The organism is Micromonospora sp. NPDC049101, assembly GCF_040648675.1.
Lineage (GTDB): Bacteria > Actinomycetota > Actinomycetes > Mycobacteriales > Micromonosporaceae > Micromonospora.
Genome location: NZ_JBEZED010000017.1, coordinates 92,966 through 118,899, shown reverse-complemented (window position 1 = coordinate 118,899; position 25,934 = coordinate 92,966). Strand labels below are relative to the sequence as shown.

Annotated in this window: 18 protein-coding genes; 2 read left to right on the top strand and 16 right to left on the bottom strand. The window is 72.2% G+C overall.

Going from position 1 to position 25,934, the window contains the following annotated elements:
* Positions 1 to 38: 38 nt before the first annotated feature.
* Entirely contained in the window at positions 39 to 560 is a 522-nt protein-coding gene (locus AB0B57_RS23335) for a DUF4188 domain-containing protein (RefSeq protein WP_357073476.1), read from the top strand.
* Between the two features lies 1 nt (position 561).
* Here the strand turns inward: AB0B57_RS23335 and AB0B57_RS23330 are convergent, their stop codons facing one another.
* The 12 genes from AB0B57_RS23330 to AB0B57_RS23275 all read right to left on the bottom strand — a co-directional run bounded on the left by AB0B57_RS23330 (position 562) and on the right by AB0B57_RS23275 (position 16,008).
* Positions 562 to 1,419, bottom strand: coding sequence for a discoidin domain-containing protein (locus tag AB0B57_RS23330; protein ID WP_357073473.1), 858 nt, complete (start codon positions 1,417 to 1,419; stop codon positions 562 to 564).
* A 631-nt stretch (positions 1,420 to 2,050) separates the two neighbouring features.
* Positions 2,051 to 4,162 carry a hypothetical protein gene (locus tag AB0B57_RS23325; protein WP_357073471.1) on the bottom strand — a complete coding sequence of 704 codons (2,112 nt, stop codon included), beginning with the start codon at positions 4,160 to 4,162 and terminating at the stop codon, positions 2,051 to 2,053.
* Between the two features lie 224 nt (positions 4,163 to 4,386).
* Positions 4,387 to 6,825: a right-handed parallel beta-helix repeat-containing protein gene (locus tag AB0B57_RS23320; RefSeq protein ID WP_357073468.1), complete on the bottom strand. Its 2,439-nt coding sequence runs from the start codon at positions 6,823 to 6,825 to the stop codon at positions 4,387 to 4,389.
* A gap of 55 nt (positions 6,826 to 6,880) precedes the next feature.
* Positions 6,881 to 7,186, bottom strand: coding sequence for a hypothetical protein (locus AB0B57_RS23315; protein ID WP_357073465.1), 306 nt, complete (start codon positions 7,184 to 7,186; stop codon positions 6,881 to 6,883).
* Positions 7,179 to 7,631, bottom strand: coding sequence for a YbaB/EbfC family nucleoid-associated protein (locus AB0B57_RS23310; RefSeq protein ID WP_357073462.1), 453 nt, complete (start codon positions 7,629 to 7,631; stop codon positions 7,179 to 7,181). The genes AB0B57_RS23315 and AB0B57_RS23310 overlap by 8 nt, the downstream gene beginning before the upstream one ends.
* Positions 7,624 to 8,553 (bottom strand): hypothetical protein, encoded by a 930-nt coding sequence (locus tag AB0B57_RS23305; RefSeq protein WP_357073458.1) that lies wholly within the window; start codon positions 8,551 to 8,553, stop codon positions 7,624 to 7,626. Before AB0B57_RS23305 ends, AB0B57_RS23310 begins: the two co-directional genes overlap by 8 nt.
* 3 nt (positions 8,554 to 8,556) lie before the next feature.
* Complete coding sequence (locus AB0B57_RS23300) at positions 8,557 to 11,454, bottom strand: hypothetical protein (protein WP_357073455.1); 2,898 nt, start codon at positions 11,452 to 11,454, stop codon at positions 8,557 to 8,559.
* Positions 11,455 to 11,537: 83 nt separating this feature from the next.
* On the bottom strand, positions 11,538 to 11,840 hold the full coding sequence (locus AB0B57_RS23295) for a WXG100 family type VII secretion target (protein ID WP_357073452.1): 303 nt from the start codon (positions 11,838 to 11,840) through the stop codon (positions 11,538 to 11,540).
* A 32-nt stretch (positions 11,841 to 11,872) separates the two neighbouring features.
* Positions 11,873 to 12,196 (bottom strand): hypothetical protein, encoded by a 324-nt coding sequence (locus AB0B57_RS23290; RefSeq protein WP_357073449.1) that lies wholly within the window; start codon positions 12,194 to 12,196, stop codon positions 11,873 to 11,875.
* 129 nt (positions 12,197 to 12,325) lie between these two features.
* Positions 12,326 to 13,738 (bottom strand): type VII secretion protein EccB, encoded by a 1,413-nt coding sequence (eccB, locus tag AB0B57_RS23285; RefSeq protein ID WP_357073446.1) that lies wholly within the window; start codon positions 13,736 to 13,738, stop codon positions 12,326 to 12,328.
* Positions 13,738 to 15,126, bottom strand: coding sequence for a type VII secretion integral membrane protein EccD (eccD, locus tag AB0B57_RS23280; RefSeq protein WP_357073443.1), 1,389 nt, complete (start codon positions 15,124 to 15,126; stop codon positions 13,738 to 13,740). Before eccD ends, eccB begins: the two co-directional genes overlap by 1 nt.
* 18 nt (positions 15,127 to 15,144) lie before the next feature.
* Positions 15,145 to 16,008 carry a hypothetical protein gene (locus AB0B57_RS23275; RefSeq protein ID WP_357073440.1) on the bottom strand — a complete coding sequence of 288 codons (864 nt, stop codon included), beginning with the start codon at positions 16,006 to 16,008 and terminating at the stop codon, positions 15,145 to 15,147.
* Between the two features lie 202 nt (positions 16,009 to 16,210).
* Here AB0B57_RS23275 and eccCa point away from each other — a divergent pair, with 202 nt between their 5' ends.
* Positions 16,211 to 20,182 carry a type VII secretion protein EccCa gene (eccCa, locus tag AB0B57_RS23270; RefSeq protein WP_357073437.1) on the top strand — a complete coding sequence of 1,324 codons (3,972 nt, stop codon included), beginning with the start codon at positions 16,211 to 16,213 and terminating at the stop codon, positions 20,180 to 20,182.
* Positions 20,183 to 20,258: 76 nt separating this feature from the next.
* On the opposite strand, the gene mycP is transcribed toward eccCa, so the two are convergent.
* The 4 genes from mycP to AB0B57_RS23250 form a co-directional block, all read right to left on the bottom strand.
* Positions 20,259 to 21,458, bottom strand: a complete 1,200-nt coding sequence (gene mycP / locus AB0B57_RS23265) for a type VII secretion-associated serine protease mycosin (protein WP_357073434.1) — start codon at positions 21,456 to 21,458, stop codon at positions 20,259 to 20,261.
* Positions 21,459 to 21,460: 2 nt separating this feature from the next.
* Positions 21,461 to 22,345 carry a zf-HC2 domain-containing protein gene (locus AB0B57_RS23260; RefSeq protein WP_357073431.1) on the bottom strand — a complete coding sequence of 295 codons (885 nt, stop codon included), beginning with the start codon at positions 22,343 to 22,345 and terminating at the stop codon, positions 21,461 to 21,463.
* A 130-nt stretch (positions 22,346 to 22,475) separates the two neighbouring features.
* Positions 22,476 to 24,152 (bottom strand): S8 family serine peptidase, encoded by a 1,677-nt coding sequence (locus AB0B57_RS23255; RefSeq protein WP_357073428.1) that lies wholly within the window; start codon positions 24,150 to 24,152, stop codon positions 22,476 to 22,478.
* The gene (locus AB0B57_RS23250) at positions 24,149 to 25,891 is read right to left on the bottom strand and encodes an RICIN domain-containing protein (protein ID WP_357073425.1); all 1,743 of its coding nucleotides are present in this window, start codon (positions 25,889 to 25,891) and stop codon (positions 24,149 to 24,151) included. Before AB0B57_RS23250 ends, AB0B57_RS23255 begins: the two co-directional genes overlap by 4 nt.
* Positions 25,892 to 25,934 lie beyond the last annotated feature (43 nt).

Below are 25,934 nucleotides of genomic sequence, written 5' to 3'. Positions count from 1 at the left end.
GTTGGCCCCGTCACATTCCCATCCGAGGGGAGCCCGCGGTGCACACCAGCGTCAATCGGCAGACTGTCGACCTGTCGTCGTATCCGGACCTCGTGGTCGTCTATCTGGGCATGCGCGTCAACCGGCTCTACGGCCTGCGGACGCTGCTGGGCTACGGCCCGCAGATCGGCCGATCCGCGGTCGACAAGCCCGAGGGCCTGCTCCAGCACGAGTCGCTGCTGTGGTCGCTCTTTCCCATGCACGTCGGCATCCGCCAGTACTGGCGGGACCTGCCCGCACTCCTGTCCTGGGCACGCTCGGAGCCGCACCGACTCTGGTGGCGTAACTTCCTGCGCGACAGCGGCGGCACCGGCTTCTGGCACGAGACCTACCTGCTGCGCGGCGGGATGGAGGCGGTCTACGACGACATTCCGAAGCGGCAGGGCTTCGCCGCCTTCGCCCCCGTGCAACCGGCACGTGGGCCGCTGTTCGGTTCGGCCGCGCGGGTCGGGCGACCGGAGGACACCATCGCACCTGTCGTCACCGAGGAGGAGCTTTACACCCACGAAGCCGGCGGCTGAGTCAGGAGACCCCGAACTCCCAGAGTGAGTAGCCGTACTGGCTGACACGCTTGGTGCCCGTGACACGGACGAACCGCGCGGGCACCTTGTCCCCCGGGATGAGCACGGGGCCGGGCGCTCCCGACGTCGTGGTGAAGATCCTCTTCCAGGAGGCGCCGTCGGCTGAGACGTCGACGTGGTAGGCGGTGGCGTACGCGTGCTCCCAGTTGAGGGTCACCGTGGTGATCGCGTACACCTCGCCGAGATCGACGGAGATCCACTGTGGGTCCGAGAAGACGCTTCCCCAACGGGTCGACGCGTCGCCGTCGACCGCGTACGCGGGGCTCCACCAGTCCTTCTCGAAGCTGGAGGCGGAGGCCGGGCGGTTCAACGCGAGGTTCCTGCCCGAGGGGTTCGCCAGGCCGGAGACGGGGCCGTTGGTCTTCGGCGCCGAGTCGCCGGGAGGTTTCGCGGCGCTGCTGGCGGCGGTGCGGCTTGTCGCGGGCGGTGCCGGTACGGGCAGTGCTGGTACGGGTGACGCAGACCCGGACGGCGCCGCCGGGGCCGACGCCGACCGGGTCGGCGCCGTGTTGGGCGGGCCGCTCCCGGGCGGCAGTGGCGGCCCGTAACCCGGACCCGCGGTGATCACGAACCCACCGTCCCCGGGCGGGGTTGTCGGATCATCGGCGCGATCGTCGGGCAGGCGGCTGCCGAGCGTGACCGCGGCGACCGCCACCAGCCCGACCAGGAGGAGCGACACGGACCAGGGCCGCAGCAGAGTAGCGAAGGGGCGGCTTCCGGTCGTGTCACTCTGCTCGGGCTCGGGCTCGGGCTCCGGCACGGCGGGCTCGGCGGTCGAGGCGGGCGGGGGCGGCTGCACGCGCGGCGTGTCACCAACAACGGGTGCCACGTCGCCCGGCGACCTGTCGACTGGGGCCGCTGGCGGAGCCGCCGACCTGTCGACCGGGGCCGCTGGCGGAGCCGCCGACCTGTCGACCGGGGCCGCCAGCGGAGCCGCCGACCTGTCGACGGGGGCCGCGAGCGGGGCCGGCGGCAGGGCGGTCGGGCCGTCTGGTTGTGCCGCCGGCTGGCCGGTGGCAGCCTCCTGCCGAGCCGGCGGCAGGCCGGTCGCAGCGGCGGGAACCACCGCCATCGGCGCCGGAGCCTGCGGGAGGGTCGACGCCGGGTTGACCGGCCTGGGCGGCCGGAGCACCGTCGGTGCGGTATCCGATCGATCCGCGGCGGGCCGGCGCGCCGGCACCCGGGTCCGGTCGGCGATCGGGACCGGCGGCGCGGGCGGCAGCGCGGCCGCAGGCGAGGAATCGGCGGGCGGCGCCGCATAGGGTGGCAATCCGCTCAGCGCCACCGCTCGCTGCCCCGGGGGTCGGCGTTCGCCCTGGGCCGCTGGCACGTCCCCGGGGGCCGGGCCCCGGTCACCGGCCTCCGGCGACGGTTGGCGCGCCGTGGCCGGGCCGTCGCCGGCGGCCCCGGATTCCGGCGTCGCCCCTCGCTCAGGACTCTTCATGCTCGTGACTCTCCCGCTCCGTGAAGCTTCCGCGCCCGTCCTGGCCGGAATCACCCTCGCCACCGTCGACACGCGGTGGCACCGTGCACCATCCGGACGCCAGTGCGGCCGGCGGCGCGTCCTGCACCAGCCCGGCCCGCGCGCCGACCGGGCAGCCGAGGTAGTTGGCGAGCAGTCGCAGCAGGGGCTCCGTGAGCTGACCAGCCTCCACCCAGACGACGTCCCGCCCGCCGACCCAGCCCGGCCGCCGGTCGGCGACGACCGTGGCGAAGTCCCAGGCGGTGACCGGCTGGCCCGCCAGCAGGAACGGCCGCCGCCAGTCCGGGCCGCGCGCCGCCACCACGGTACGGAGACCGGCCTCGTGGGTTCGTTGCCGGATGTCCGTACCCTCGGGAATCCGGGCCAACGCCAGCAGTGGCTCGTCGTCGTCCGTGCCGTCCTGGACCCGCGGCGGCGTGGACCGGGCCGGTGCCAGCAACACGGTCAGGTCCTCCTCCCGAAAGGGAAAGGACGAGGCGAGACGCAACGCCGGGCGCGGCGTACGGTCCACCCGACGGGGCAGGCTGGCCCACCAGCCGTCCGTCCGCCGACCGATCGTCACGACCTGCATCTGGTCAGCCACCTGCTGCTCGATCTCCGGGGCGACGGGCGCGGAGGAGACCAGCAGGACCGGACGCGGATCGAACTCCCGGTACGCGGCGATGATCTCGCCCAGTTGCCCGGGTTCGACCTCGCCCGCATCGGTGTGCACCGTGCCGGTGCGGGCGTCGGCGGTGAGCAGGACCGCGAAGAGCCGGCTGTCGCGGCGCCACCAGCGCGGTGGTGTCGAGCGCTGTGCCGCGAGCACCACGTCGGGCCGGTCGACGGGGTCGGGCGCCAGCAGGTGGCTCAGCTCCTCCGGGACGAAACGCGTCCGGGCCCGCACGCCTGCCGGCAGGCGGTTCAACAACAGGTGCAGGATCGGCAACACGTCGTCGGGCAGGGGCAGACCCGGCAGGCCGACGGCGATGGTGAACCACTGTGGATGCCAAGGGCGACGGCGGACGTCGCCGGTGTGCTGGCCGGCGAAGGGGGGTCGCACCCACATCCCGAACTGGGTGGGCTCGACCACCCAGCGCTCGTCGAGCCGGAACGTGCCGGGGCCGGCCGGTCGCAGGTCGGCGAGGAAGTCGACAGGTCCGATCGGCATCGCCGGGACGCCCGGAGCGCACCGCAACCGTGCCACCGGGGGTGTCCACCAGGTGTCGCCGTCGGGATCGATCGCGACCGACACCAGCCGGTGCTCGTCATCCAGGATCGGCAGGCCGGCCGCGACCTCGACCGGACGCTCCCAGCGGTCGGCGATCGTGGCGGCCACGCGCACCGCCTCGTCCGCGGCCTCGCCGTAGGGGGCGATGACCATCGAGGGATCCAGCGCGTCGAGGATCGACAGCGTCGCCTCGACGCCGGGCGCGGCCGCCCCGGGACGCCCGAGCACCACCGTCACCTGGTCGGCGTCCATCGGCACCGCGTACGCCAGGTCGTCCGGACTCGGGGCCGGCAGGTCCGGGGCGTCCGCGTGCAGCCACAGGCCGGCCGGTACGCAGTGGGCTCTGAGGCCCGCGCCGACGTGCCGGACCAGGGTGTCGACCTCGGCCTCCCAGTGTGGCGGCGGATACCGGTGGCCACCGTCGGAGACGCTGCCGTCGGCCCGGAACCAGCGCCAACCGTCGACGGCGAACAGGCCACCTCCGGGTACGAGCAGGAGCTGACCGCTCGGCGCGTACACGTCGGCCTGGAGCTGTCGGGCCAGGGCCGCGGCCGGGGGCGGACCGGTTGTCGGGGTCGTGCCGGTGCCGCTGACCGCGAGGCGGGCAGCCGCCCCGGGCGGAACCGCGATCGGCAGAACCTCGGTGATCAGGGCCCAGTCGTCCGGGTCGACGATCTGACCGACCACCGTGACGACTCCGGGCTCCGACGGCAACAGGCGCGCCATCGCGACGATGGTGCCGCCCGGGTCGGGCCCGACGACCGCGAGATTGTCCGCGACCCACCGCAACGCGGTCGCGGAGCCGCGCCGTGGACCGCTGCCCAGCGGCGCCGAGGCCGCGGACATCATGGACGGCACCCGGGGCCACTCCGGAGCAACAGATGGGACCGCTCCCACGCGAGACCCACCAATCCTGTCTCATCTCGTTCCACCCGCACCCCACCCCGAGATCCACCACATAGTTGACTCGGGACAACCACATTGTCAATCGGTGGAGATGCCGTCCGCAGCACGCCCCCGGGGAATGCTAGAGCCCCGGTGTTTCCGGCATGCTGCGTCCGGCGGGCGGATCTTCACATCCCCGCAACACCCGCCCCGATGACGGCGGTCGGGAGATCCTCGGCGGTGAGCAGCGCCAACTCGGCGGTCGTCACGTCCGACGCGGTCGCCAACCGGGACGCCTGCAGGTCCGCCATCCGCTCGAAGACCTTACGGGCCTCCCGGCCGTTGCCGAAGGTGCCGTCCTTGGGGATCCGGTCGAAGTGGGTCAGCAGCGCCGACGCCGCGGCGGGGTCCAGCTGGTAGTCGTGCCGGACACACTGGTTCTCCACGATGGTGACCAGTTCCGCCGGCGTGTAGTTGGCGAACTCGATGGTCCGGCTGAAGCGTGACTCCAGGCCCGGGTTCGCCTGGAGGAAGCGTTCCATGTCCGCGGAGTAGCCGGCGGCGACGACCACGACCTCGTCCCGGTGGTCCTCCATCAGCTTCACCAGGGTGTCGATGGCCTCCCGACCAAAGTCCGGCCCGGTGCCGCCACGGCTGTTGCTGAGGGTGTACGCCTCGTCGATGAAGAAGACACCCCCGAGGGCCGAGTTGAACGCCTCGGTCGTCTTGATGGCGGTGCCGCCGATGATCTGCGCGACGAGGTCGGCGCGGGCGACCTCGACGAGGTGCCCCTTGCGCAGCACCCCCAGCTCGGCGAGGATCCGCCCGTACAGCCGGGCGATGGTGGTCTTACCGGTGCCGGGCGCACCGGCGAAGACCAGGTGCCGCGCCATGGGCGGGGCGGACAGGCCGGCCTCCAGACGGCGCTTGGACATCTTGTTGAGGTTGATCAGTGACGTCACCTCCTGTTTCACCCCGTGCAGTCCGACGAGGGACTGCAACTCACGCAGTGGGTCGGAGCCGCGGGCGACGATGTGCCGCTCCCCCTCGGGCGTCGTCTCGGCGGCGGGGGCGCTCTCGGCGGTGGCAACGGCGGCCGTGCCGTACGCGTCGGGGAGCCTGTTGCGAGAGCTGACGAGTTCCTCGACCGTCAGTTGGCTGTCCGGCACGGTCTGCCGTACCCCGGAGCCCTGGTTGTCCCGCACCACGCAGCCGATCAGCCGCACCGAACCGCCGGTCCGCACCGCGATGCCGTCGCCACCGCTCGCGGTGAACTCCGAGTCGGTCACCGTCCCCCGCGACTCGTCGCCGAAGACGCATCCGCCCCCCTCGGCGGCGTGGACCCTGCACCCGGTCAGTGAGACGTCCCCACCGGCGCCCACCGACACACCGTCGGCACCCGCGTCGGCGATGTCGCAGTCACTGAACGAGGCTGTCGCATCGGCGACGACCACACCCGCGCCGGCACTGCCCCGCATACTCAGACCGCTCAGCGACGGCTGGGCGCGGCCGCTGACCGAGATGCCGACGCCACCGCAGCGTTCGATGGTGAGATTCTCGAACCGACCACGGGCACCACCGACGACCTCGACGGCCGCTCCGTCACAGCCGTGCACCTGCATCCGTTGGAAGAGCGGGTCCGCGCCGCCGTCGAGGTGCACCCCGGCCTCGGTGCAGTCGCTGACCACCAGGTCGGTGAGTTCGGGTGTGCCACGGTCGCCGACGCTCACGCCGACGCCGACGATCTTCGTGGCGACGCACGCCTCCAGCCGGCCGCCCGCACGACCGGTGAACCGGAAGCCAGCGCGCCGGGCGCCACTGACCCGACAACGGCGCAGGACCGGTGTGCACCGCTCGTCGGTGAAGACCCCGTCTGCCGCGCAGCCGTCCACGGTGCAGTCCTCCAGCAGGCACGCCCCGGCGGTGGCCAGGTAGATGCCGACACCGTTGGTGTCACGGATACTCAGCCGACGCACGGTGGCCGCGGACTGCTGCTCGGCGGCGAGCGCGGGCTTGCTCGTACCGATGATCTCGGTGTCCTCGATGGAGATCCGGCCCTGCCCGTTGAGGCAGATGCCGTTGCCGCCGGCGTCCCGCACGGTGCAGGCACGGACCCGCAGCTCGCCGCGCTCGGCGACGACGACGCCCGAGGTGCCGAGCCGCTCGATGCGGCAGTCGTCGAGCACGCTGCCAATGGAGGAGGTCACCACGACCCCGGCGCCGACCTCGTTGCGCACCAGGCTGTCGCGCATGGTGAGCGAGCCGCTGTCCCGGACGAAGACGGCGGCCCACGACGACGCGACAAGCTCACACTCGGTGACGCTCAGTTGGCCCATCACCAGGGCCAGTGCCGGGCTGTCGGCATCGGTCGCGATGATCGACAGCCCGGACAGCGCGGCCGACTCCGCCGCGAGGACGACCGGGACGCCGGACGGCGCGGTCAGTCTCACGGTGCCCGGCCCGTCCTCGGCGGTGATGGTGACGATCTTCGTCAGCACCAGGTTCTCGGTGTAGCTGCCGGGCTGGACGCTGATCACCGACCCGTCCGACGCCGCAGCAAGCGCGTCCGTGAGTGTCCGGTACCCGGAGGCCGCCGACTGGGTGACGGTGATTCGCCGCTGGTTCACGCTCGTCCTACCTCCACAGACACCGAGACTCCCCGATGCGGCTGGTTACGCGGACCTACGAAAGGTTGGCGCTGTTGTCTTTGTCCTGGTCCACGAGAGCGTCGACCGCGCCATGCCCCTCACGGGCCAGCTCCCTGATCCCGTCACGCACCGTCGCAACGTAACCCAGCGTCTGTTCGGCGTTGGGCTCCCGCTGCTGCGCGAATTTGCGACCGTATTCGTCAGTGCCCCACGGCTCGTCGAGGCTCGCCCGGATGTTCCTGACCCGCGTCAGGGCGTCTTCGATGTCGTCGGCGACGCTGCCGACCACCTTGAAGAGATGGTGGGCCCCCTCCGGGTCGATCCTCGTCTCGTCAGCCATCGGCCCGGCCCGCCTCACTCTTCGCGGCCCGGACGATCGACGGCAGGTCGATCGCGGAGGTCATCAGTGCTCCGACGACCACGTCGAGATCCACCTTCCCGCTGGCCAGGTCGCCGAAGGAGACACCGGGCGCCACGTCCCGGCCGGCCATCTCGTCGATCTTCCCGAACGCCTCGGCGCGGCCCCGGCGCAGCGTCTCGACCAGCAGGCTGCTCAGCTCGTTGGGTGCCATGCCCCGGTACTTGGTGTTGTTGAACGTCAACTTCACCAGCTCGCCCCGGCCGTCGAACACGGCGCTGAGCATCTTGTTGGGCGACTCGACGGTGGTGCTGGCCGCGCGCATCTTGGCCTGGAACTCATCCAGTTTGCGCCGCTCCTCGGCGAGCATGGCGAAGACCGCGTTCAGTCCTGGGCCGCCTGGCCCGTGGTCGGTCTGGTCAGCCATTCCGGTCACCCTTCCTCCCGTCCCCGAGCTCCTTGCGGAGCCCTTCCCGAATGTGCTCGTCGACCCGTTCGCTGCGCCCGAGCACGTTCCACCCGGCATCGGCGTCCTTCCACACCGTCGGGTCGCCCTGGGCGAGCGTGCTGCTGCGACGCTGCCCACCGGCCTCGCTCTGCATGCCACCCATGCCACCCATACCGCCCATGCCACCCATGCCGGCCCCCATGCCGCCCATCGGCATGAGCGGCATCATCGGGAGGCCGCCGCCGCCCGCCCCGCCGCCGCCTCCGGACGGCGGAGCGGCAGCGTCGCCGGGTTGACCCGCCCGGACCGTCGGGGCCGCCGGGCGGAAGAGGTCGGCGGCAGCGGAGTCCGCCGCGAGCACGACCCCCGGCGGGTCGTCCCGCACCGCCGCGAAGAGGGCGTGGCGGATCCCCGGCTCGTCGACGGCCTCGGCCGTCGGCGGGTGCTGGCCGCCGAGTCCGAGGCCGACATCGCGGTACGTCTCGGAGAGGCCCTGGAGTACGACCCGCGCCCGGCGGTCCCACTCGTCGTCGGAAGGACCGCCGTCCGCGGCTCGCTGCACCTGCAGGTCCCGCACCCGCGCCTGCCCGACACCGAGCGCGTTCGCCGTGACCCGCAACTGCTGTCCGCACTCGGCGTCGTCCAGGCTGTGCACCAACTGCCGGGTACGACGTGACGGTTCGCCAAGTCGGACAACTGTGGCCTGGGTGCTCCGCCACGCGTCGTCCAGCTCACCCAGCGCACGGTCGAACGACTCGGCGATCGCCCGCAGGCCGCTCCGGGCCTCGTCGAAGAGTCGGGCGGACGCCTCCATGTCCGACGGGGACGCCGCGTCGAGAGCGTGGGCGATGTCCTGCAGTGTCTGTGGCTGCCCGGTCGGGCCTCGTCTCGCGCTGCCCACGGGTCAGTTCCTCCCCACGGCCTTGCTGGAGACCGCTTCGCCGTCGTCGCCCCACATGCCGTCCTCGCCGACGAGCCAGGTGTTGCGTTCACGGTCCCGATCGCCCTGGTTGCCCATGCCGCCACCCATCGGCGGGGACATCGGCATTCCGGACCCGGCGCCCTGACCGGCCTGAGCGCCGGCCGACAACGCGGACGACGGAGAGTTGCCGGGATCTCCCGAGACCACCGGCGCCAGCTCCAGTGGGGCAGGCAGGTTCTCCCCGCCGCGGTCGCCGCCACCGCCGGAACCACCGCCATCGCCGCCACCGCCGAACCCGCCACCCGAACCACCACCGGGACCGCCACTCGAACCACCACCCGAGCCGCCACCGGGACCGCCGCCCGAACCACCACCTGAGCCGCCACCCGAGCCGCCGTCCGCGCCGGCGGTGGACTTGCCGTTGAGGTAGTCCGAGATGGACGAGTGGCCGCCGGGCTCGTCGATCAGGTCGTCGATGGCCTCGTCGGCGGCCTCCTTGGCGTCGGTGAGCGCCTCCACCCGTGCCTCGCGCTCGGCCGGAGTGTCGCCCTCACCCCTGCCGGCCCGTTCGTCCTCGATCATGTCGTCGAGTGCGTCGGTGACGGACTCCTTCGCCTCGACGAGGGCACTGTCGCGGGCCTTCTCGGCGGCCCCGTCGCCCTTGCCGTCGCCCTCCTTGCCGCCCTTGTCGGACTGGCCGTCGCCCCTGTCGGACTGGCCGTCACCCTTGCCCGTCAGGTCCTCGATCGCCTCGTCGGCTGCTTTCCGGGCGTCCGCGAGGGCGTCCTCGCGGGCCTCCTTGGCCTCGGTGTCCGCGCCACCGCCCGTCGTGCTCTCGCCGTCGAGATCGTCAATGGCGCCGTCCACGGCCTTCTGCGCCTCGTCGAACGCCCGCTCACGCGCCTCCTTCGGGGTGGTGTCGCCCGCGTCCTCGTCCTTCAGGTCCTCGATCGCCTCGTCCGCCGCCTCCCGGGCGTCCTCCAGCGCGTCCTTGCGGGCGGCGTCGACCTCCGGATCACCTGTCGGCTTCTCGATCAGATCCTCGATCGCCTCGTCGGCGGCCTCCTGCGCCTGCTCCAGCGCGTTGTCGCGGGCCTGCTCGGCGACCGGATCGGCGGTCGAACCGCCCTGCAGCTCCTCGATCGCCTCGTCGGCCGCCTTCCGGGCATCCTCCAGCGCGTCCTTGCGCGCCTCCTCGGCGACCGGGTCGGCCGACGACGTCGGTGGTGTCCCGTCCTTCGAATCGCCGCCGCCAGCGAGGCCGTCGATCGCGTCGTCGGCCGCCTCCCGGGCATCCTCGAGGGCGTCCCTGCGCGCCTGCTCGGCGGCCTCACCCGGGGTACCCGAGCCGCCCCCCGCCTTGCCGGATTCGGAACCGGGACTCTTACTCCCGGGTTCACCGGACGTCACCGGGACGCCGCCGCCAGCCCCGCCCAACAGGCCATCGATCGCGTCGTCGGCCGCCTTCTTCGCATCATTCAGCGCGTCCTTGCGCGCACCCGCGCCAGGCGCCGCACCCGAGCCGGGACCGCCGCTCGTGGGGGGCGCACCACCACCCGCCGAGCCGAGCCCCTGGATCGCGTCGGACGCCGCCTTCTTGGCGTCCTCGAGCGCGCGGTCACGTGCGGGGTCACCGTTCTTGAGGTCATCGATGGCATCGGTCGCCGCGCCCTTCGCGTCACTGAGCGCCTTGTCCCGCGCGGCGTCACCACCGGAGGTCCCACCGCCGATCGGCGCTCCCCCGCCGGAACCGGAGGGCGCTCCCCCGCCGGAGCCGGAAGGCGCTCCCCCGCCGGAACCGGAAGGCGCTCCGCCGCCGGAGGTCAGTGGAGCCAGCTCCCCCGGGGTCGTGATGCCGCTGGTCGACGGCGCCCCACTGCCGGACCCGTTGGACAGGCCCTCGATCGCGTCGGTCGCGGCCTTCTTCGCCTCGTCGAGCGCGGCGTCATGCGTGGGGTCACCGTTCTTCAGATCGTCGATGGCCTCGGACACCGCGCCCTCGGCCTCGTCGAGGGCCTTCGAACGGCCATCGCCCCCGCTGTTCCCGCCACTACCGCTGCCACTGCCGCTGTTCCCACCGCCACCGCTGCCGCTACCGCTGCCGCTACCGCTACCGCCGCCGCTCTCGTCCTCTTTCTTGTCGTCCTTCTCGTCCTCCTTCTCGTCCTCCTTCTTGTCGTCCTTCTTGTCGTCTTTCTTGTCCTCACCGCTGCTGGTGTCGATCGGCTTCAGCACAGCGATGTCGAACGGGAGCAGCCGGCCGCCGATCTCCTGGTACGTCGTGGACAACTCCATCAGCCGTGCCCGCAGGTTGGACATGATCCAGCGCTCGCCGGCCTGGTAGGCCTGGCCCAGCCCACGCTCCAGGTCCGCCTGCTTGGAGCTCTGGTCGTCGACTCCGGTGTAGATCCTGTCGATCTCGGAGGTGACCCAGTCCCGCAGCCGGTCGGTCAGTCGGTGGCCAGTCTCGATGATGTCCCAGAAGTCCCGGCGGAAGCTCACGATGGCGTCGCCGACGTCGCCGATCTTGGTGCCGTAGGCGTTGCTGTCGAGGACGTTGTAGACGCCCTTCCTGCTCTTTCCGACCACCTCCGCGACATGGGTGTCGAAGGCGGCGGCGGCATCTCCGGCGAAGGCTGGCTTCGCCCCACCGGTCAGCTCTTTGGCCAGCTTGTCGAAATCTTCCAGGACGAGGTCGAGTTCGACCTCCGCCTTGTTGAACGCCTCCTCGGCCTCGGCCCAGCCGCCCTCGGCGTTGAGGCCGGGCTCGGTGATGTCCGCGACGAACGGGCCGATCTCCGTCCACACCCCATAGTTGCGGAACGTCTCTCCCGTGGGTGGGCTCTTCTCGTCGAAGGACCCAACTTCACCCGTTGGCACGATTCCCCCACCGCTCGGACTCGTCACGATCTGCCGGAATGCGCCGAGGAGCCCGTGGGCCCCCCGGCGTCACCTCGAAACGCTCAGCGGTTGCCGAACCGGTTGCCGGAGCGGATGTCCTGCTCCTTCATGTCGTCGGCACGAATTCCCAGTTCCTTGGCCAACTCCGCGACGATGGTGTTCATGTCGGCGAAGTTGTCCTCGATCTGCTTCGAAAGCTGGTTGTAGTTCGCGGCCGCCGGCCCCGTCCAGGTGTCGAGCGCGTGGCCGGTCTCCTGGGACAACTTCTCGATGTAACCCTCGACGTCGCGGTTGACCCGCTGCATCTGCGAGATGCCCTCGAAGATCTGGTCGTACTGATAGCCGATGAGGCCGTTGCCGGACATGGCCGGTCCCCTTTCCGATCGCTTGTGCTGGCTCAGATGTCCTTGAGAATGCCCACACCGATGGCACCGACCTGGCCGGCGTTCGCCAGATCCTGCTCGTCGAAGTCCTGCACCGTGCCGTCCACGTTGCCGGCCATCTCGTTGAGGTCCGCGACGATGCGGGTCACCTCCTCCATCCAGTCGTCGCGCGCCTCCAGCAACGCCTTGATCATGGCGCCGTCGCAGTAGTCGTCCATCAGGTCGACGGCCGCACTGAACCTGTTCTTCGCGGCGTCGACGTCGCCGGCCGTCTGTCGGTGGTCCCCCGCGACCCGATTGGCGGTACGCGGATCGAGGGTGGTATTACCGTTCGCCATGGCTTCCTCTCCCTGCTCTGGACTGTGGTGATCCGGTATTTCTCGCCTGGTGGGGCTCATGCAACCAGCGGGTCTGGCGACAACACCGCCGCAGCGGGCCCACCGGTCCCTTCGCGGGGAAAACCCCCGTCAACCACCCCAGGTCTCGCTCACCAGCGCCGCGGCCGGATCCAGCGCCGGACCGGTCGGCAACAGTTCCAGCAACTCGGAAGGGACGTCGACAGGCGTCGTGCCGGCGTAGCCGAGCGCCTCCGCACCCCTGGGCGGCAACGGGAACTTCACGCCGTACTCGGAGACGAGATAGAGCGCCCCACCACCGCCCGGCGCGTACGGGTTGCGGGCGAGCACCCCCGTGCCGGCGGCGATCAAAATCCGGTCCACGATGCCGCCCGCCGCGACAGCGGTCCGCGGCACCGGCAGGGCGGACCGCGCCGCCGACGTCGAGATCCTGGTCAGGGTGACAGTCACCGCGTCCCGCGCCGGCCGGAAGCCCACGCACGGCAGCACTGACGCACCGCTCACCGGTTTCGGCGGCTCGGGCGGATAGCCGTCCACGAACTCGGTGCTACTGGCGACCGTGGCGCCGGCCAGTTCGTCCGGCCGCGCGGGAATCGGCGCTACCCCACCTCCGGGGTACGCCGCCTGAATCGCCGGATCAGCCAGGACCAGGGCTGCGGCGGTGCGGCTCAGCCGCACGAATCCGTCCGACCGGGACAGGAACAGCTCGGGTGCGTCGCCGACCGGCTTGCGTACCTCGTACACCTGGCCGAGCAGGCTGACTCGCCCGCCGATCGCCGGTCCCGGCCTCCCGCGGTCGCCCACCGCGGGGAAGGCGAGGTCCCGACCGGCCGGGATGGGGTTGAGCCACGCCGGTGTCACGAACACCGGTTCGACGGCCGCGTAGCCCAGCGCCACCGCGGCCTGGTCGGCCAGGTGGTGACGGCGTCCCTGCCAGACCAGGTATCGTTGGCGGTCGGTCGTCTGGACCAGAAAACCCTCACGGTCGGTCAGTGCGACAGGCCTGGCGAGGTCACCCAGGAGCAGCGTGGTGGCGGCCGTACCCGAGGGCTCGGGTGGTTGGGCGCACACCGTCCACGCACCCGAGTAGAGCCGGCCTGCCACCGGCACCGTGTCGGGTGCGCCAGGTATGCCGATCGGGGCTCCCACCGGTACGCCCCGCAGGGAGTTGCGGGAGACCTGGACGAGACGTGCCGGGCTGCCGCTGCCCAGCACCAGGCGGGCGGTGGCGTAGTTCAGCACCGGTCGGAGCTGCCCCTCGATCAGCAGGTACCGCGCGCCGGTCTCCTTCACCGCGATGACGACACCCACCTGCCGCCAGGAGGAGTCTCCGCCGGGTCGGAAGATGCCGTAGATGCCGAAGCCACCGGCGACGACGATGGCCAGCAGGATCCCGATGACCAGACCGAGGAGCGGACGCTGGTTCGGCGGCTCGTGCGGGTCGGGACGGCCCTGCATCACCGCCGAGTTGAGGCGGCTGACCGTGTAGAAGTAGGCGTGGACCTGATCCTTGCGGGACTCCATCAGCTGGCCCAGGCCCGGACCATCTGGTAGATCCCGAGCACCGCGCCGAGCACCGGGATCAGGGCCACCGCGAGAAGGATCTCCAGCACGTCCACGGTCCGCCCCCAGTACGGCCGCAGCCGACGGCCGGGCAGCGTGGACGCCGCGGTCAGGAACGCGCCGGCGACCGCCACCACGGTGGGCACCAGGACGGCGGCCCGCGCCATGGTCCCCTGGTCCGCGGCGTACCGGAGCAGGGTGAAGAGGACAAGCGCCACGGCCGGGGTCATCGTCGCCCACCGTGCCACCAGGCCGCTCAGGTGCCGGGCTCGCATGCTCAGCAGGGTGGCCGCCAACAACGCCAGGATCATCTCCCAGCGCCCGCCGGCCACCAGCAGCGCGGCGGCCATCAGGACCTGCGCGGCGCCCACCCCGATCGTGAGCGCGGCCAGGTACGCGAGACCCGCGCTCCCCCGTTCGACGACGATCCGGTGCGGCTCGGGGTCGATGTTCTCGGAGAGTTGCTCGGGCTTGCCGGGCAGCAGCGGCAACGTCAGCCCGCCGAGGCGGAACGCGGCCGGCGGCAGCATCAACGCCGCCACCATCGAGAAGACCAGGCCACACGCCGCGGCCTCCGGTGGGGTCACCGGACCCGCCGCGGTGAGCAGCGCCGGAACCGCGACGCTCACCGCGAGAGCGAGCGCACCGGCGAAGAGCAGGCCGGCGTCGGCCACCGCGGAGAGCCCGGCGGCGAGCGTCACCACCGCGGCCAGCGCCGCCAGGCAGATCCGCACCGAGAGTGCCGAGTGCGGGGCGATCGCGACCGCCCCGAGCCAACCGGCTGTCGCCGAGTATCCCGCCGCCGCCATGGCCAGCAGCGTCCCCGTCTGCGGGTCCGGAACCGCCCGGCTGACCAGGCCGGCGGCGGCGAGGAGCACGACGGTCAGCGCCGCGGCGACGGTGGCACGCACCACCGCCGGCCCGCCGAGCCAGAGCACCACCAGGCCCACCGCCAACAGCACCGCGCCGTCGGTGAGCAGCATCGCGCGGGTGCGGGCCACCGTCCAGCGCCACGGGCTGGTACGCGCCTGCTCCCCCACGCCGTCGACCAGGTCGTCGAAGTCGATCGGCGGCAACTGCTCCGCCCGGGGCCGCAGGTGCAGCGCCTCGCCGTCGAGCAGGTTCAGCTCGACGGCCGAGTGCTCCTCGTCCAGCGGCGGCTCGCCGACGCGCTGCACCACCCACCCGTCATGCTCGGCGCCGTGGTCGGCGGCCTCCGGGTTGAGTTGGAGCAGCACCGACGGCAGCAGATCGACGAGCGGCGCGTCCCCGGGCAGGGCCACGTCCACGGCGCGCGAGCCCAGCACGAACCGGAGGCGTACGGGTGCCGAGAGGCGCTGCGTGCTCAACCGTTCCATCTCGGTGCGTCAGTGCTTGTACGGACGGTAGTAGCGGCCGTCGTAGGTGTAGGGCTCCAGGTTCAGCCACCAGATCTTCTGGCCGTCCGGACCGGTCTGCTGCTTGCCGTCGATCTCGTAGTACCGGTACGTGTCGCCCCGGAAATCGTCGTCGTTGGCCGGGTTGTGGACGATCTTCTCCCCCGACGGCTCGTGATGCGGATCGAAGTTGTCACCGGTGGGGAGCGGCTTCTCGTCCGGCTTCTTCTCGTCCGGCTTCTTCTCCTCCGGTTTCTCCTCGGTACTCTCCTCGCTGAGCCGCGAGTCGGGATAACCGTCGATGTCCTTGAGCAGCGGGCTCTCGCGGAGGTCGAGGTTCGTGTCGTCCTTGGGCCCGATGCCCTTGATGTCGAGGAATTCGTCCATGCCTTCGATGTCGCCCGGCTTGAAGGGTTTGATCAGGTCCTTCCCCGGGTCGATCGTCGACTTGTCCACCTCGGAGCCGTAGTCGCCGGTCTTGTAGCTGGACTGCTCCCGCACCTTGGTCGGCTCGAACTCGGCGTCACCCATGCCGCCGACCACCTTCTTGGCGTCCTTGTTGAACGTGGACACCGCGTCGGCGTTGCTCCCGTCGATCCGCTCGTAGTCGTCGGCGATCTCGTACAGGCCGGTATTGATCTCGTCGAATGCCCGTTGCAGGTATTTCACGTGTTCGACGATTCCGTCGCGGCGGTCGGCAAAGAGATCCTCCAGCCAGGTCGCCGCGTCGAACTTGCCGGCGTTCGGCTCCATCTTCGCCAGCTTGTTGAAGACCGACTGGTGGTCATCCAGAAGGGCGCCGATCTTTTTGCCGATCTCCCGCAACTGATCCGGGGTAACGCGTGTCTCCGCCACAACCGCCCCCTCCTGCTATGGTCACTGCTGTTCGTTTCTCCGGTGCCGGGTCTGCCTCCACAAGCGAGACCGCGGCCTCCGGCATCGCTTTCGGGTCGAGCGCCGAATCCCCAGGACGATAAGCCCGCTGCCGCGCGCCCGACGGGTGCTCGGCAGGCGACCGGGCCGATCGGAGGGAAACCCCTCACCGAAGGAGACGAACGTGGGCACGGTGCCGTACGTCCGCAGGGCTCGCCGCGCCGGCCCGGTCGCGCCGGCCGAGGAGATCGCGCTCCAGGAGCCACCGGTCATCCCCGAGCCGGCCGAGCGGGGCCTGAGCGCCGTGCTGATGCTGGCGCCGATGGCCATCGCCTCGCTCGCGATGGTGCTCATGTTCCTGCGACCCAACGCGGGCGCACTGGCCTATGTGGGCGTCTGCCTGATGGTGCTCTCGGCGATCGCGATGTTGATCGTGCCGTTGATCCGCAACGCCGGGCAGCACAAGCACCGGCTCAACGGTGAGCGCCGTGACTACCTGCGCTACCTCGGCCAGGTGCGGCGCAAGGTGCGCGCCGCGCTGACCGAGGAGCGGCGCGCCGCCCGCTGGCTGCACCCGGACCCGGGCGCGCTGTGGTCGATGGCGCTCAGTCAGCGGCTGTGGGAGCGGCGTACGGCGCACAACGACTTCGGCGAGGTACGCGTGGGGCTCGGCACCCGCCGCTCCACCGTGCGGTTGGCCGCACCGAACAGCAAGCCGCTGGAGGATCTGGAGCCGTTGGCCGCGCACGCCCTGCGTCGTTTCCTGCGGGCCTACTCCACCCTGCAGGACGCTCCGATCGGCATCTACCTGCGCGGCTTCGCGCGGATCGGGTTCGGCGGCGACGTGTCGGTGGCCCGGTCCACGGTGCGCGCGATCCTGGCCCAGCTCACCGTCGCCCACTCCCCGCAGGACCTGTTGGTGGTGATCGCCGCCGCCCGGGGCCCGGAATGGGACTGGGCCAAGTGGCTGCCGCACGTGCAGGACGACACCGTCCCCGACGTCACCGGCACCCGGCGGAGGTTCGCCACCGACGGGACCGAGATCGAGGAGGCTCTCGCCACGCTGAACGTGCAGGACCGCCCCGGCTACGAGCCGGACTCCCCGGTCACGGCCATCGAGCCGTTCGTGGTGCTCGTCCTCGACGGACCACGCCTGCCGACCGGCCACCGCCTCGGCGTGGAGGGCTATCGCAACGTGCTCACGTTGGACGTGGGCGCGACGCTGGGCTGGGAGGCGCACCCGCACACCCTGCTGGTGCGGGCCACCGAGCAGCAGTTGGACATCGTCTCCTTCGACCACCTCGGCAAGTCCAGCAGCAGCCGACTGTGCCGCCCGGACCGGTTGGGCGTGGTGGCGGCAGCGGCGCTGGCCCGGTCGATGGCCCGCTACCGGGTGGGCGCGGGCACCGACACCGAGGAGCCGCTGGCCACCGACTACGACCTGGCCGGCCTGCTCCAGCTCGGTGATCTGACCGCCCTGGACCTGACCGCCTACCGGGCCGGGCGGACGGCGGCGCAACGGCTGCGGGTGCCGATCGGCATGTCGGCCACCGGCACCCCGATCGAGCTGGACATCAAGGAGGCGGCCGAGGGCGGAATGGGCCCGCACGGGATGCTGATCGGCGCCACCGGGTCGGGCAAGAGCGAGTTGCTCCGTACGCTGGTGCTGGCGCTTGCCGCCCGGCACACCTCCGAGGAGCTGAACCTCGTCCTCGTCGACTTCAAGGGCGGAGCGGCGTTCCTCGGCTTCGAGCGACTGCCGCACACCTCGGCCGTGATCACCAACCTGTCCGAGGAGTTGGAGCTCGTCGACCGCATGCAGGACGCGCTGACCGGTGAGTTGAACCGTCGCCAGGAGCACCTGCGGGCGAGCGGATACCCGTCCCGGCGCGACTACGAGAAGGCGCGGACCGAGGGCGTCGTGCTGGAGCCGATGCCGGCGCTCTTCATCGTCGTCGACGAGTTCAGCGAGATGCTCAGCAGCAAACCCGAGTTCATCGACGTCTTCGCGATGATCGGCCGGCTGGGCCGCAGCCTCGGCGTACATCTGCTGCTGGCCAGTCAGCGCCTCGACGAGGGGCGCATCCACCAGATCGAGACCCACCTGTCGTACCGGATCGGTCTGCGGACCTTCTCCTCGATGGAGAGCCGCAGCGTGCTGGGTGTGCCGGACGCGTACGAGCTGCCCAACGTGCCGGGCAACGGTTACCTGCGACCGGACACCCAGACTCTGATCCGGTTCAAGGGCGCCTACTGCTCCGGGCCGTGGCGGCCGCCGCACCAGCGCCGCCTCCAGGCGGTTCAGGGTGGTCTCGTTCCGTTCGGCACCGAGCACCTGCGCCCCGAGGTGCCGGTGACGCCGGAGCCGGACGAGGCGCAGGAGAACGAGGAGAAGCCGCCGGTCATGGCCGACGTGCTGCTGTCCGTGCTGCACGGGCACGGCCCGGCCGCGCACCAGGTGTGGCTGCCGCCGTTGACGGAGACCACGACGCTGGAGAAGCTGCTGCCTCCGCTGATCGACCACCCCACCCTCGGCCTGGCCCCGGTGGGCGGCTACGGCACCGGCCAGCTCGTCGCGCCGATCGGCCTCGTCGACCTGCCCGCGCAGCAACGGCGGGAGCTGCTGCTGGCCTCCCTGGCGGGTAGCAAGGGCAACGTCGGTGTGGTGGGCGGCCCACAGAGCGGCAAGAGCACCCTGCTGCGGACGCTGATCAGCGCGTTGGCGCTGACCCACACCGCCGCCGAGGTGCAGTTCTACTGTCTCGACTTCGGCGGCGGCGCGCTGGGGGCACTGTCGCGGCTGCCGCACGTGGGCAGCGTCGCGGGCCGGCTCGACCGCGACCGGGTGACCCGTACCGTGTTGGACCTGACGAACCTGATGGCCCGCCGGGAACAGATCTTCGCCCAGCACGGCATCGACTCGATGACCAGCTACCGGCGGGCCCGGCAGGCCGGCGGATACCAGGACGAGGACCCGTACGGAGACGTGTTCCTGGTGATCGACGGGTGGTACACGGCGCGACAGGACTTCCAGGAGCTGGACGACCGCTTCGGTGAGATCGCCGCGCGGGGCCTGAGCTTCGGCGTTCACCTGCTCGTCTCCGCCGGTCGGTGGTCGGAGATCCGACCCTGGCTGCGCGACGTGCTGGGCACCCGGTTCGAGCTGAAGCTCGGCGATCCGGTGGAGTCCGAGGTCAACAGCCGGGTGGCGGCGACCGTGCCGGCCATCCCGGGCCGGGGCATCACCCCGGACCGGCGGCACTTCCTGACGGCCCTGCCCCGCATCGACGGGATCCCGGAGACCGAGGACCTGGCCGAGGCGACGGCCGAGCTGGTCGAGGCCCTGGACGTGCCCAGCGCACCGCGCGCGCCGCGGGTGCGACTGCTGCCGGAGGTGCTGCCGGTCGCGGATCTGCCGGTCGCGACCGCGCCCACCCGCGAGGCCGAGATCCGCGTTCCGCTCGGGCTCGACGACGTACGCCTGGCTCCGCTGTGGCACGACTTCGACGCCAACCCACACCTGCTGATCTTCGGGGACACCGAGACCGGGAAGACGAACCTGCTGCGGCACATCGCCCGCAGCGTCGCGGCGCACCACCCGCCCGCCGAGGCACGGGTGGTCTTCGGCGACTTCCGCCGCGAGCTGCACGACGCGATCCCGCAGGCGAACCAGATCGGGTACTCGATGTCGGCGGAGCGGCTCACCGCGACCATCGCCGAGGCGGGCCAGGTGCTGACCGGCCGGCTGCCCGGCCCGGACGTCCCACCGAGCCGGCTGCCCCGACGAGACTGGTGGACCGGTGGCCGGCTGTTCATCATCGTCGACGACTTCGAGCTGATCGAGGGCGGCCGGGACTCGCCGCTGCAACCCCTGCTGCCGCTGTTGCCGCACGGCGCGGAGATCGGGCTGCACCTGATCATCGCGCGGAGCACCGTGGGCGCCTCCCGGGCGATGATGAGCCCGGTGCTGCGTCGGGCCTGGGAGTTGGGCTCTCCCGCGATCCTGTTCTCCTGCCCCCGGGAGGAGGGCACCTTCCTCGGCAACATCCGGCCGCGGACGCTGCCCACCGCCCGCGGCCAGTACATCGACCGCCGACGCTCGGTCCGCCTGGTGCAGACCCCCGTGGTGCCGGCGCCGGCGCAGCCGGCGCAGTGACGCCGTACGCCGGACCAGCCGGCGCAGTGACGAGCCGGCGCCGGAGCAGCCGGCGCAGTGACGTCGCGCCGTGGCGTCAGGTCGTCGGCGGTCGGCGGACCTCGACGACGCGGGCGGGCCGCCAGCGGCGTCGGTGCCCGGCGGGCATCAGCACGGTGAGCAGGGCGACGAGCCCGGTCAGCACGACGGCGAGCCCCGCGCCGAGAGTGACCAGGTAGCGCCCGATCGGGTCGGGGGGCGGCAGGTCGGGGTGGCGGGCGGGCGGCATGGGCAGGCCGGGCCGGGCGGCGTCCTCCTCCGGCAGCACGGTCGCCACGGCGGCGGCCGGGTTGACCACGCCCCAGCCATAGCCCGGGTGCGGCAACGCCACCGCCGGGTGGTCGGCCGTGACCAGCAGCCGGTGCCGCACCTCGGCCGCCGTCAGCGCGGGCCGGTACGCCCGGACCAGCGCGGCCACCCCGACCACGAACGGTACGGCGTAACTGGTGCCGCTGCCCTGCCAGTGGCCCGGCCCGCCGGGGCCGATGCTCACCACGTCCACACCGGGTGCGGTCAGCCCCAGGTGCCGGCCGGTCTGGGAGAACCCGGCGAGGGCGCCGGTGGCGTCGATCGCGCCGACGGCCAGCACGGTGGGCAGCGCCGCCGGGTACGCCACCTGCTGGCCCTGCTGGGCGCCGTTCGCCGCGGCGGCGACGACGACCACGTCCCTGGCCTCGGCGTACGCGATGGCCTCGACCAGGCTGGGCTCCGGGGCCTGCGTGCTGGCGGAGATGTTGACGACGTCCGCGTCGGCGTCCACCGCCGCGCGGATGCCCTTGGCGAGCAGCGCCGCCGTGCCGTCGTCCGTGCTGGTGGCCACCCGGATCGGCAGGATCCGCACCTCGGGCGCGACGCCGGCGAAGCCGGTGCCCGCCGCCGGCGCGGCACCGATGATGCCGGCGATGAACGTGCCGTGCCCGAAACAGTCGTCGTCGGCGCGCGGCCGGCCGGCGGCGGTGAGGTCGACGCCGGCGAGCACCCGGCCGCTGAGTTGCGGGCTGTTCGTGGCCACGCCGGTGTCCACGATCGCCACCGTGACGCCCTGACCGCGCGACAGCGGCCAGGCCCGCTGCACGCCCAGCCGTTCCTGCGCCCAGGGCACCCCGGTCTCGACGGTCTCCGGCGGACGCAGGCAGCCGCCGGCCCGTGCCGGTGGGGTGGGCGCGGCCACGGCCGCCGGCCAGCCGGTGACGACCGTGAGCGCCACGACCACCGCGCCGACCAGGCCGCCCGCCACAGCTATCGCGGCGTCGCCGACCGCGACGCCCGGTCCACGACGGCGACGACCGCCAGGGATCCGTCGGCCGCGGTGACGCTGAACCGGTCGAGTCGGTCTAAGGGCACGGGGCAGCCGCGGGCAACCTCCTGCCGGAAGTCCGTACCGGTCACCATCGCCAGCTCCCAGCTCTGCCCGTCGACGTCGGTGACGAACAGCCGGTAGGCCGCACCGACCCGCAGCCCGGCCAGGGTGGCCCGCAGGTTCACCGCGCCGTCCTGCTGCGAGACGGCCACCGACAGGGTGGCACCGCTGGGCGCGTCGGTGGCGTTGGTGACGAGCGTGAGGACGGTGTTCCCACCGTGCGGAACCAGCAGGTCCGGGGTGGTCGTGGGGGTGCGCAACGACTGGCCGACAAGCAGACCCGCGAAGACCAGCGCCACCACGGCGAGGCCGGCACCCGCGAGCTTCATCCGGCGCCGACGCCGCTGGCGGCCGGGCCGGGTGGTCGCCGTGGACGTCGCACGCCCCGGGCCGGTGCCTGCCCGGTTCGCGGCAGGACCACCGGTCGGCCCCACCGCACGGGCCGTGTCGACCGGAGCGGGCTGCACGGCGGGAGGCGCCGGCGGTGGCTCCGGGTCTGGTTCCGGTTCGTCGGCCGGCTCCGGACCGGCCGCCACCGGGATCGGCGGTACGCCGAACTCGGCCACCAACTCCCGGCGGTCGAGATCGGAGAGCAGGGCGAGCATCGCCACCGCCTCGCCCAGCGCGTCGGCCTCGGCGGAGCACGGGGCACAGGTGGCAAGGTGGCTCTCGACCGCGTCGCGCTGGTCCTCGGCCAACCCGCCGGCCAGGTACACGCCGAGCGCGCTGCGGAGCTGGGGCTCCTCGCACACGTCGTCAGCCATGTCGCACCAAGTCCTCAATCCCTCGCCCGCGCGGCTGGTCGCCCGCGGTCCCCGATCTTCTAAGAACGGAACTGCCCATGCGGGAGTTCACGACCGGGGACGTCTGTGCTGTCACGAAACCGACCGTCGCTCAGTGCGCGCCGGTGAGCGTCGGCTGACTCGGCTGTTCGTCGGGCGTGGTCCCCGCCGGCCAGTCCGCGTCCAACCCATCGTCCTCGCCTCCGGTCTCCGTGTCGGCCCGCCGTACGCTGCGGCGCAGGCGAATCACGAGCAGCGCGCTGAGCACGAGCCCCGCCAGCACGGTCAGCAGGAACGCGACCCGGATGCCGTCGCCCCCGGTGCTCTGACCGGAACGCCGACCGGTGGACACCTGCGTCGCCTCCTCGGGCAGCTCCCGGGTCACCGCGGCCTCCGGATTGATCATGCCACCGCCGTACCGGGCATCCGGCTGCGCGTCACCCATCTTGTCGGCCGTGGCCAGAACCCGGTGGGCGACCTGCGCGGCCGACAGGTCGGGGTGGGCGGCACGCACCAGGGCGACCTCGCCGGCGACCAGAGCGACCGCGTACTGCGTGCCGCTGCCGACGAACTGCTGCGTGCCGTTGATGCCGATGCTGGAGACGTTGACCCCCGGCGCCACCACGTCGACCAGGTCCGCGGCGTACTCCTCCAGGAGCTTGCCGTCCACGCCGACACCGGCGACGCTGATCAACTCCGCCGGCGGGGCGGTGGCGCCCGGACCGGCCGGAGCGCCGGCCACCACGACGATGTTGCGGCTGAGCGCCGCCTCGATGGCCCGCAGCACGCCCTCGGCGGTGGCATCCACGTACGAGCCGAGCGCGATCACCGTCGCCCCGGCGGAGACCGCCACCTCGATCGCCGTCGCCTGGGCGACCGCGTCCGCGGACGGCACGTCGGTGACCACCCGCACCGGCATGACGACCGACTCCGGGGCGACACCCGCGAACGCGTCCCCGTCCACCGGCTGCGCGGCCACCAGGCCCGCCATCGCCGTACCGGTGCCCAGGCAGTCGCTGTCCCCGCGGCCGTCTCCGGTCACGATGTTGGCCCCGACCGACACCCGGCCGGCGAGTTGGGCCGCTCGACCGTCGACGCCGGAATCGACGATCGCGACGAGCTGCCCGACGCCTCGGGTGTGCGGCCAGGCCAGGTCGGCGCCCAGCCGCACGCTGGCCCAGTTCGACGGTGCGCTGGCGGCGGTCGCCGTGACGCATTTGCCCGGCGGTGCGGGTGGTGGCGGCGCGGACGGTAGCTGCGCCGGGCCCGGTGTCGGGGTGGGGATCGGCGGCGTTCCGCCGAGGGGGGAGGCCGGAGCCGACGGCCGGCCCGGAACAGCGGGTACGCCGGGAACGCCTGGTGCCTGCGGCGTGGACGCCTGCGGCGGGACGCCCGGAGCACTCGCGGCTGGTGCGGCGGCGGGAGCGGTGCTGGGCAACACGCCGTGCTGGAGACCCGCCCCGACCGCGTCCCAGGGCACGACCAGGTACCAACCGGCATGGAGGGTGTTCGGGTCGGTGAGCGCGCCGCCGTCCGGCTGCCGTCGTGCCGTGTTCAGGTTGAAGATCTCGGTGGAGCGCGACGAGTTGCCCAACAGCCGGCCGGCGATCTCACCGAGGTTCTCCGGCTTGCCCTGGTAGGCCGAGGTGACGGTGTAGTAGAGGACGTACTCGTCGACCGCGGCCCGCGCCGGCGCGGCGGGTGCGCCGGCGACGAGCACGACCGCCGCGACGATCGCCCCCACCCAGCCCCGCACGCCGCGTGGATCCGTGCCCCGCCTCCGTGTCATCTGCTGAGCACCCAGCGCTGGTCGACGGCGTAGCTCTGCCGACCCCATTGGGTGATCGGGGTGCCGTTCTTGCCGCAGCAGTCGTCGCCGAGGATGTCGACCGCCTTGCCGGAGTTGCGGTTGATGAGGGTGACCCACGTGCCGCCGTCGATGAACGACCACTGCTGGCTGGGGTTGTCGAACGCCGGGTCGACCTGCACCACCTCGGCGGCGTCCTTGATCGAGCCGCCGCGGATGCCGAGCGCCTTGTTGTTGAACGCGTTCGTGATCACGACGTACCTCGGATCGGCGGCCTTGGCGATGTGCCAGTACTGGTCCTTCTGGTGCAGGTTGTCATTGAGCTGGATGGTCGTCCCGCCGGCGGTGACGTTGTCCTTCCCCGGCACCTCCATGACCCGGCCGCTCAGGACGTTGGTGAACTGGTAGGAGACAGCCGGGTCCCATTTCGCCGGCAGGGCGGTGGCCGGCGGCGGGGGCACGGGCGACGGAGTCGCGGCGGGCGTGGGTGGCGCAGCCGGTTTCGTCGGCGCGGGGGTGGGCACCGCCGAGGGCGACGACGACGGCGGCGCGGACGGCGATGCCGAGGGCGACGGCGGCGGGGCCGGGCGACTCACCGACGGTGACGGGAACGCGCTGGCCAGTCGGCTGTCCGAGGTGTACGCGTTGAGGTAGAGGTCGACCGTGTCGACGAGCTGCGGAACGGCGGCGCCACGCGGCACTCCGCCCTTGGCCCGCACCGCCGTGACCCCCCACTGGTACGCCGCGAGCGCCAGCGAGTAGGGGTCGGTCTCCTCCCCCGACTGGCGCAGGTTCATTCCGGAGAGCTGGTTGCGCAGGTCGCACATCGCGGTGGCGAGGGTGGGGATGGCCACCTGCGGGTCCCAGACCGATGCGCTGTCGGACGGCTTGTACTCCTCCCACAGCGATGGCGTGAACTGGGCGATGCCCTGGCCGCCGCCGCTGCCCTTCAGGTTCGGATTGAAGGCGGAGAGCGACCTCAGCTGCGCGGCGATCCGGGCAGCGGACACGGTCGACGGGCAGACCTGACCGGCCTTGACCACCGCGTCGACGTACTCCTCGGGTATGCCCACCTTGTCCGCGGCCGGAGTGGCGGACGGCCGTGCCGGCTTCGTCGCGCCCGAGAACTGCGGCTGCTTGGCGTACCAGTTGGCGTACCCGGCCACCGTGTCGACGTACTCCTGGGCGGACGTCGGCACCCCCTTGGCCTTGACCACCGCGTCCAGACCGACCTTGTCGGCCGCGACGGCCGCCTTCCAGAGGTCGCCGCCGGCGCCGCCGGCCCGGACCTGGCCGATCGCCTCGCAGGTACGGTGCGCCAGCGCGAGCACGTTGGCGCGGACGTCGGCGCGCTGGGCCTGCTGCCACGGCGCCCACGTCTGCCAGGCCCGGGAGTCCAGTCCGGCGATGCCCTCGCCGGACTCGGACACGGCCGTCGCCTTGAACCCCGAGGCGGCCATCAGTTGTGCGGCGAGTCGCGGCCCGGTCAGCGCCGGGCAGGAGGTGGCGCCGACGACGATTGCCGGCAGCACGTCGGCGGGGACCGGTTCACCCTCGACTGTGGTCTCGGCCAACGCCGGCCCGACCTGGAGGCCGGCCGCCACGACGCAGACGACGGCCGCGGTGAAGGCGACCCCGGCCTCGATCCGCTGACGGGTCGTCCGCAGTGAGCCCCATGCGCGCCGGCCCGAGGTGTGCAGGTTGGCCAGGCGTCCGATCACCGATCTCAGTGTCACGGTTGCTTCCCTCTCCGACGGGTGTGCG

Excerpts from the sequence above, each read along its gene's own strand:
- AB0B57_RS23325 (WP_357073471.1), bottom strand. The coding sequence starts at position 4,162 with ATGATGTCCGCGGCCTCGGCGCCGCTGGGCAGCGGTCCACGGCGCGGC.
- AB0B57_RS23315 (WP_357073465.1), bottom strand. The coding sequence starts at position 7,186 with ATGGCTGACGAGACGAGGATCGACCCGGAGGGGGCCCACCATCTCTTC.
- AB0B57_RS23310 (WP_357073462.1), bottom strand. The coding sequence starts at position 7,631 with ATGGCTGACCAGACCGACCACGGGCCAGGCGGCCCAGGACTGAACGCG.
- AB0B57_RS23295 (WP_357073452.1), bottom strand. The coding sequence starts at position 11,840 with ATGTCCGGCAACGGCCTCATCGGCTATCAGTACGACCAGATCTTCGAG.
- AB0B57_RS23290 (WP_357073449.1), bottom strand. The coding sequence starts at position 12,196 with ATGGCGAACGGTAATACCACCCTCGATCCGCGTACCGCCAATCGGGTC.
- eccB (WP_357073446.1), bottom strand. The coding sequence starts at position 13,738 with ATGGAGTCCCGCAAGGATCAGGTCCACGCCTACTTCTACACGGTCAGC.
- AB0B57_RS23260 (WP_357073431.1), bottom strand. The coding sequence starts at position 22,345 with ATGGCTGACGACGTGTGCGAGGAGCCCCAGCTCCGCAGCGCGCTCGGC.
- AB0B57_RS23255 (WP_357073428.1), bottom strand. The coding sequence starts at position 24,152 with ATGACACGGAGGCGGGGCACGGATCCACGCGGCGTGCGGGGCTGGGTG.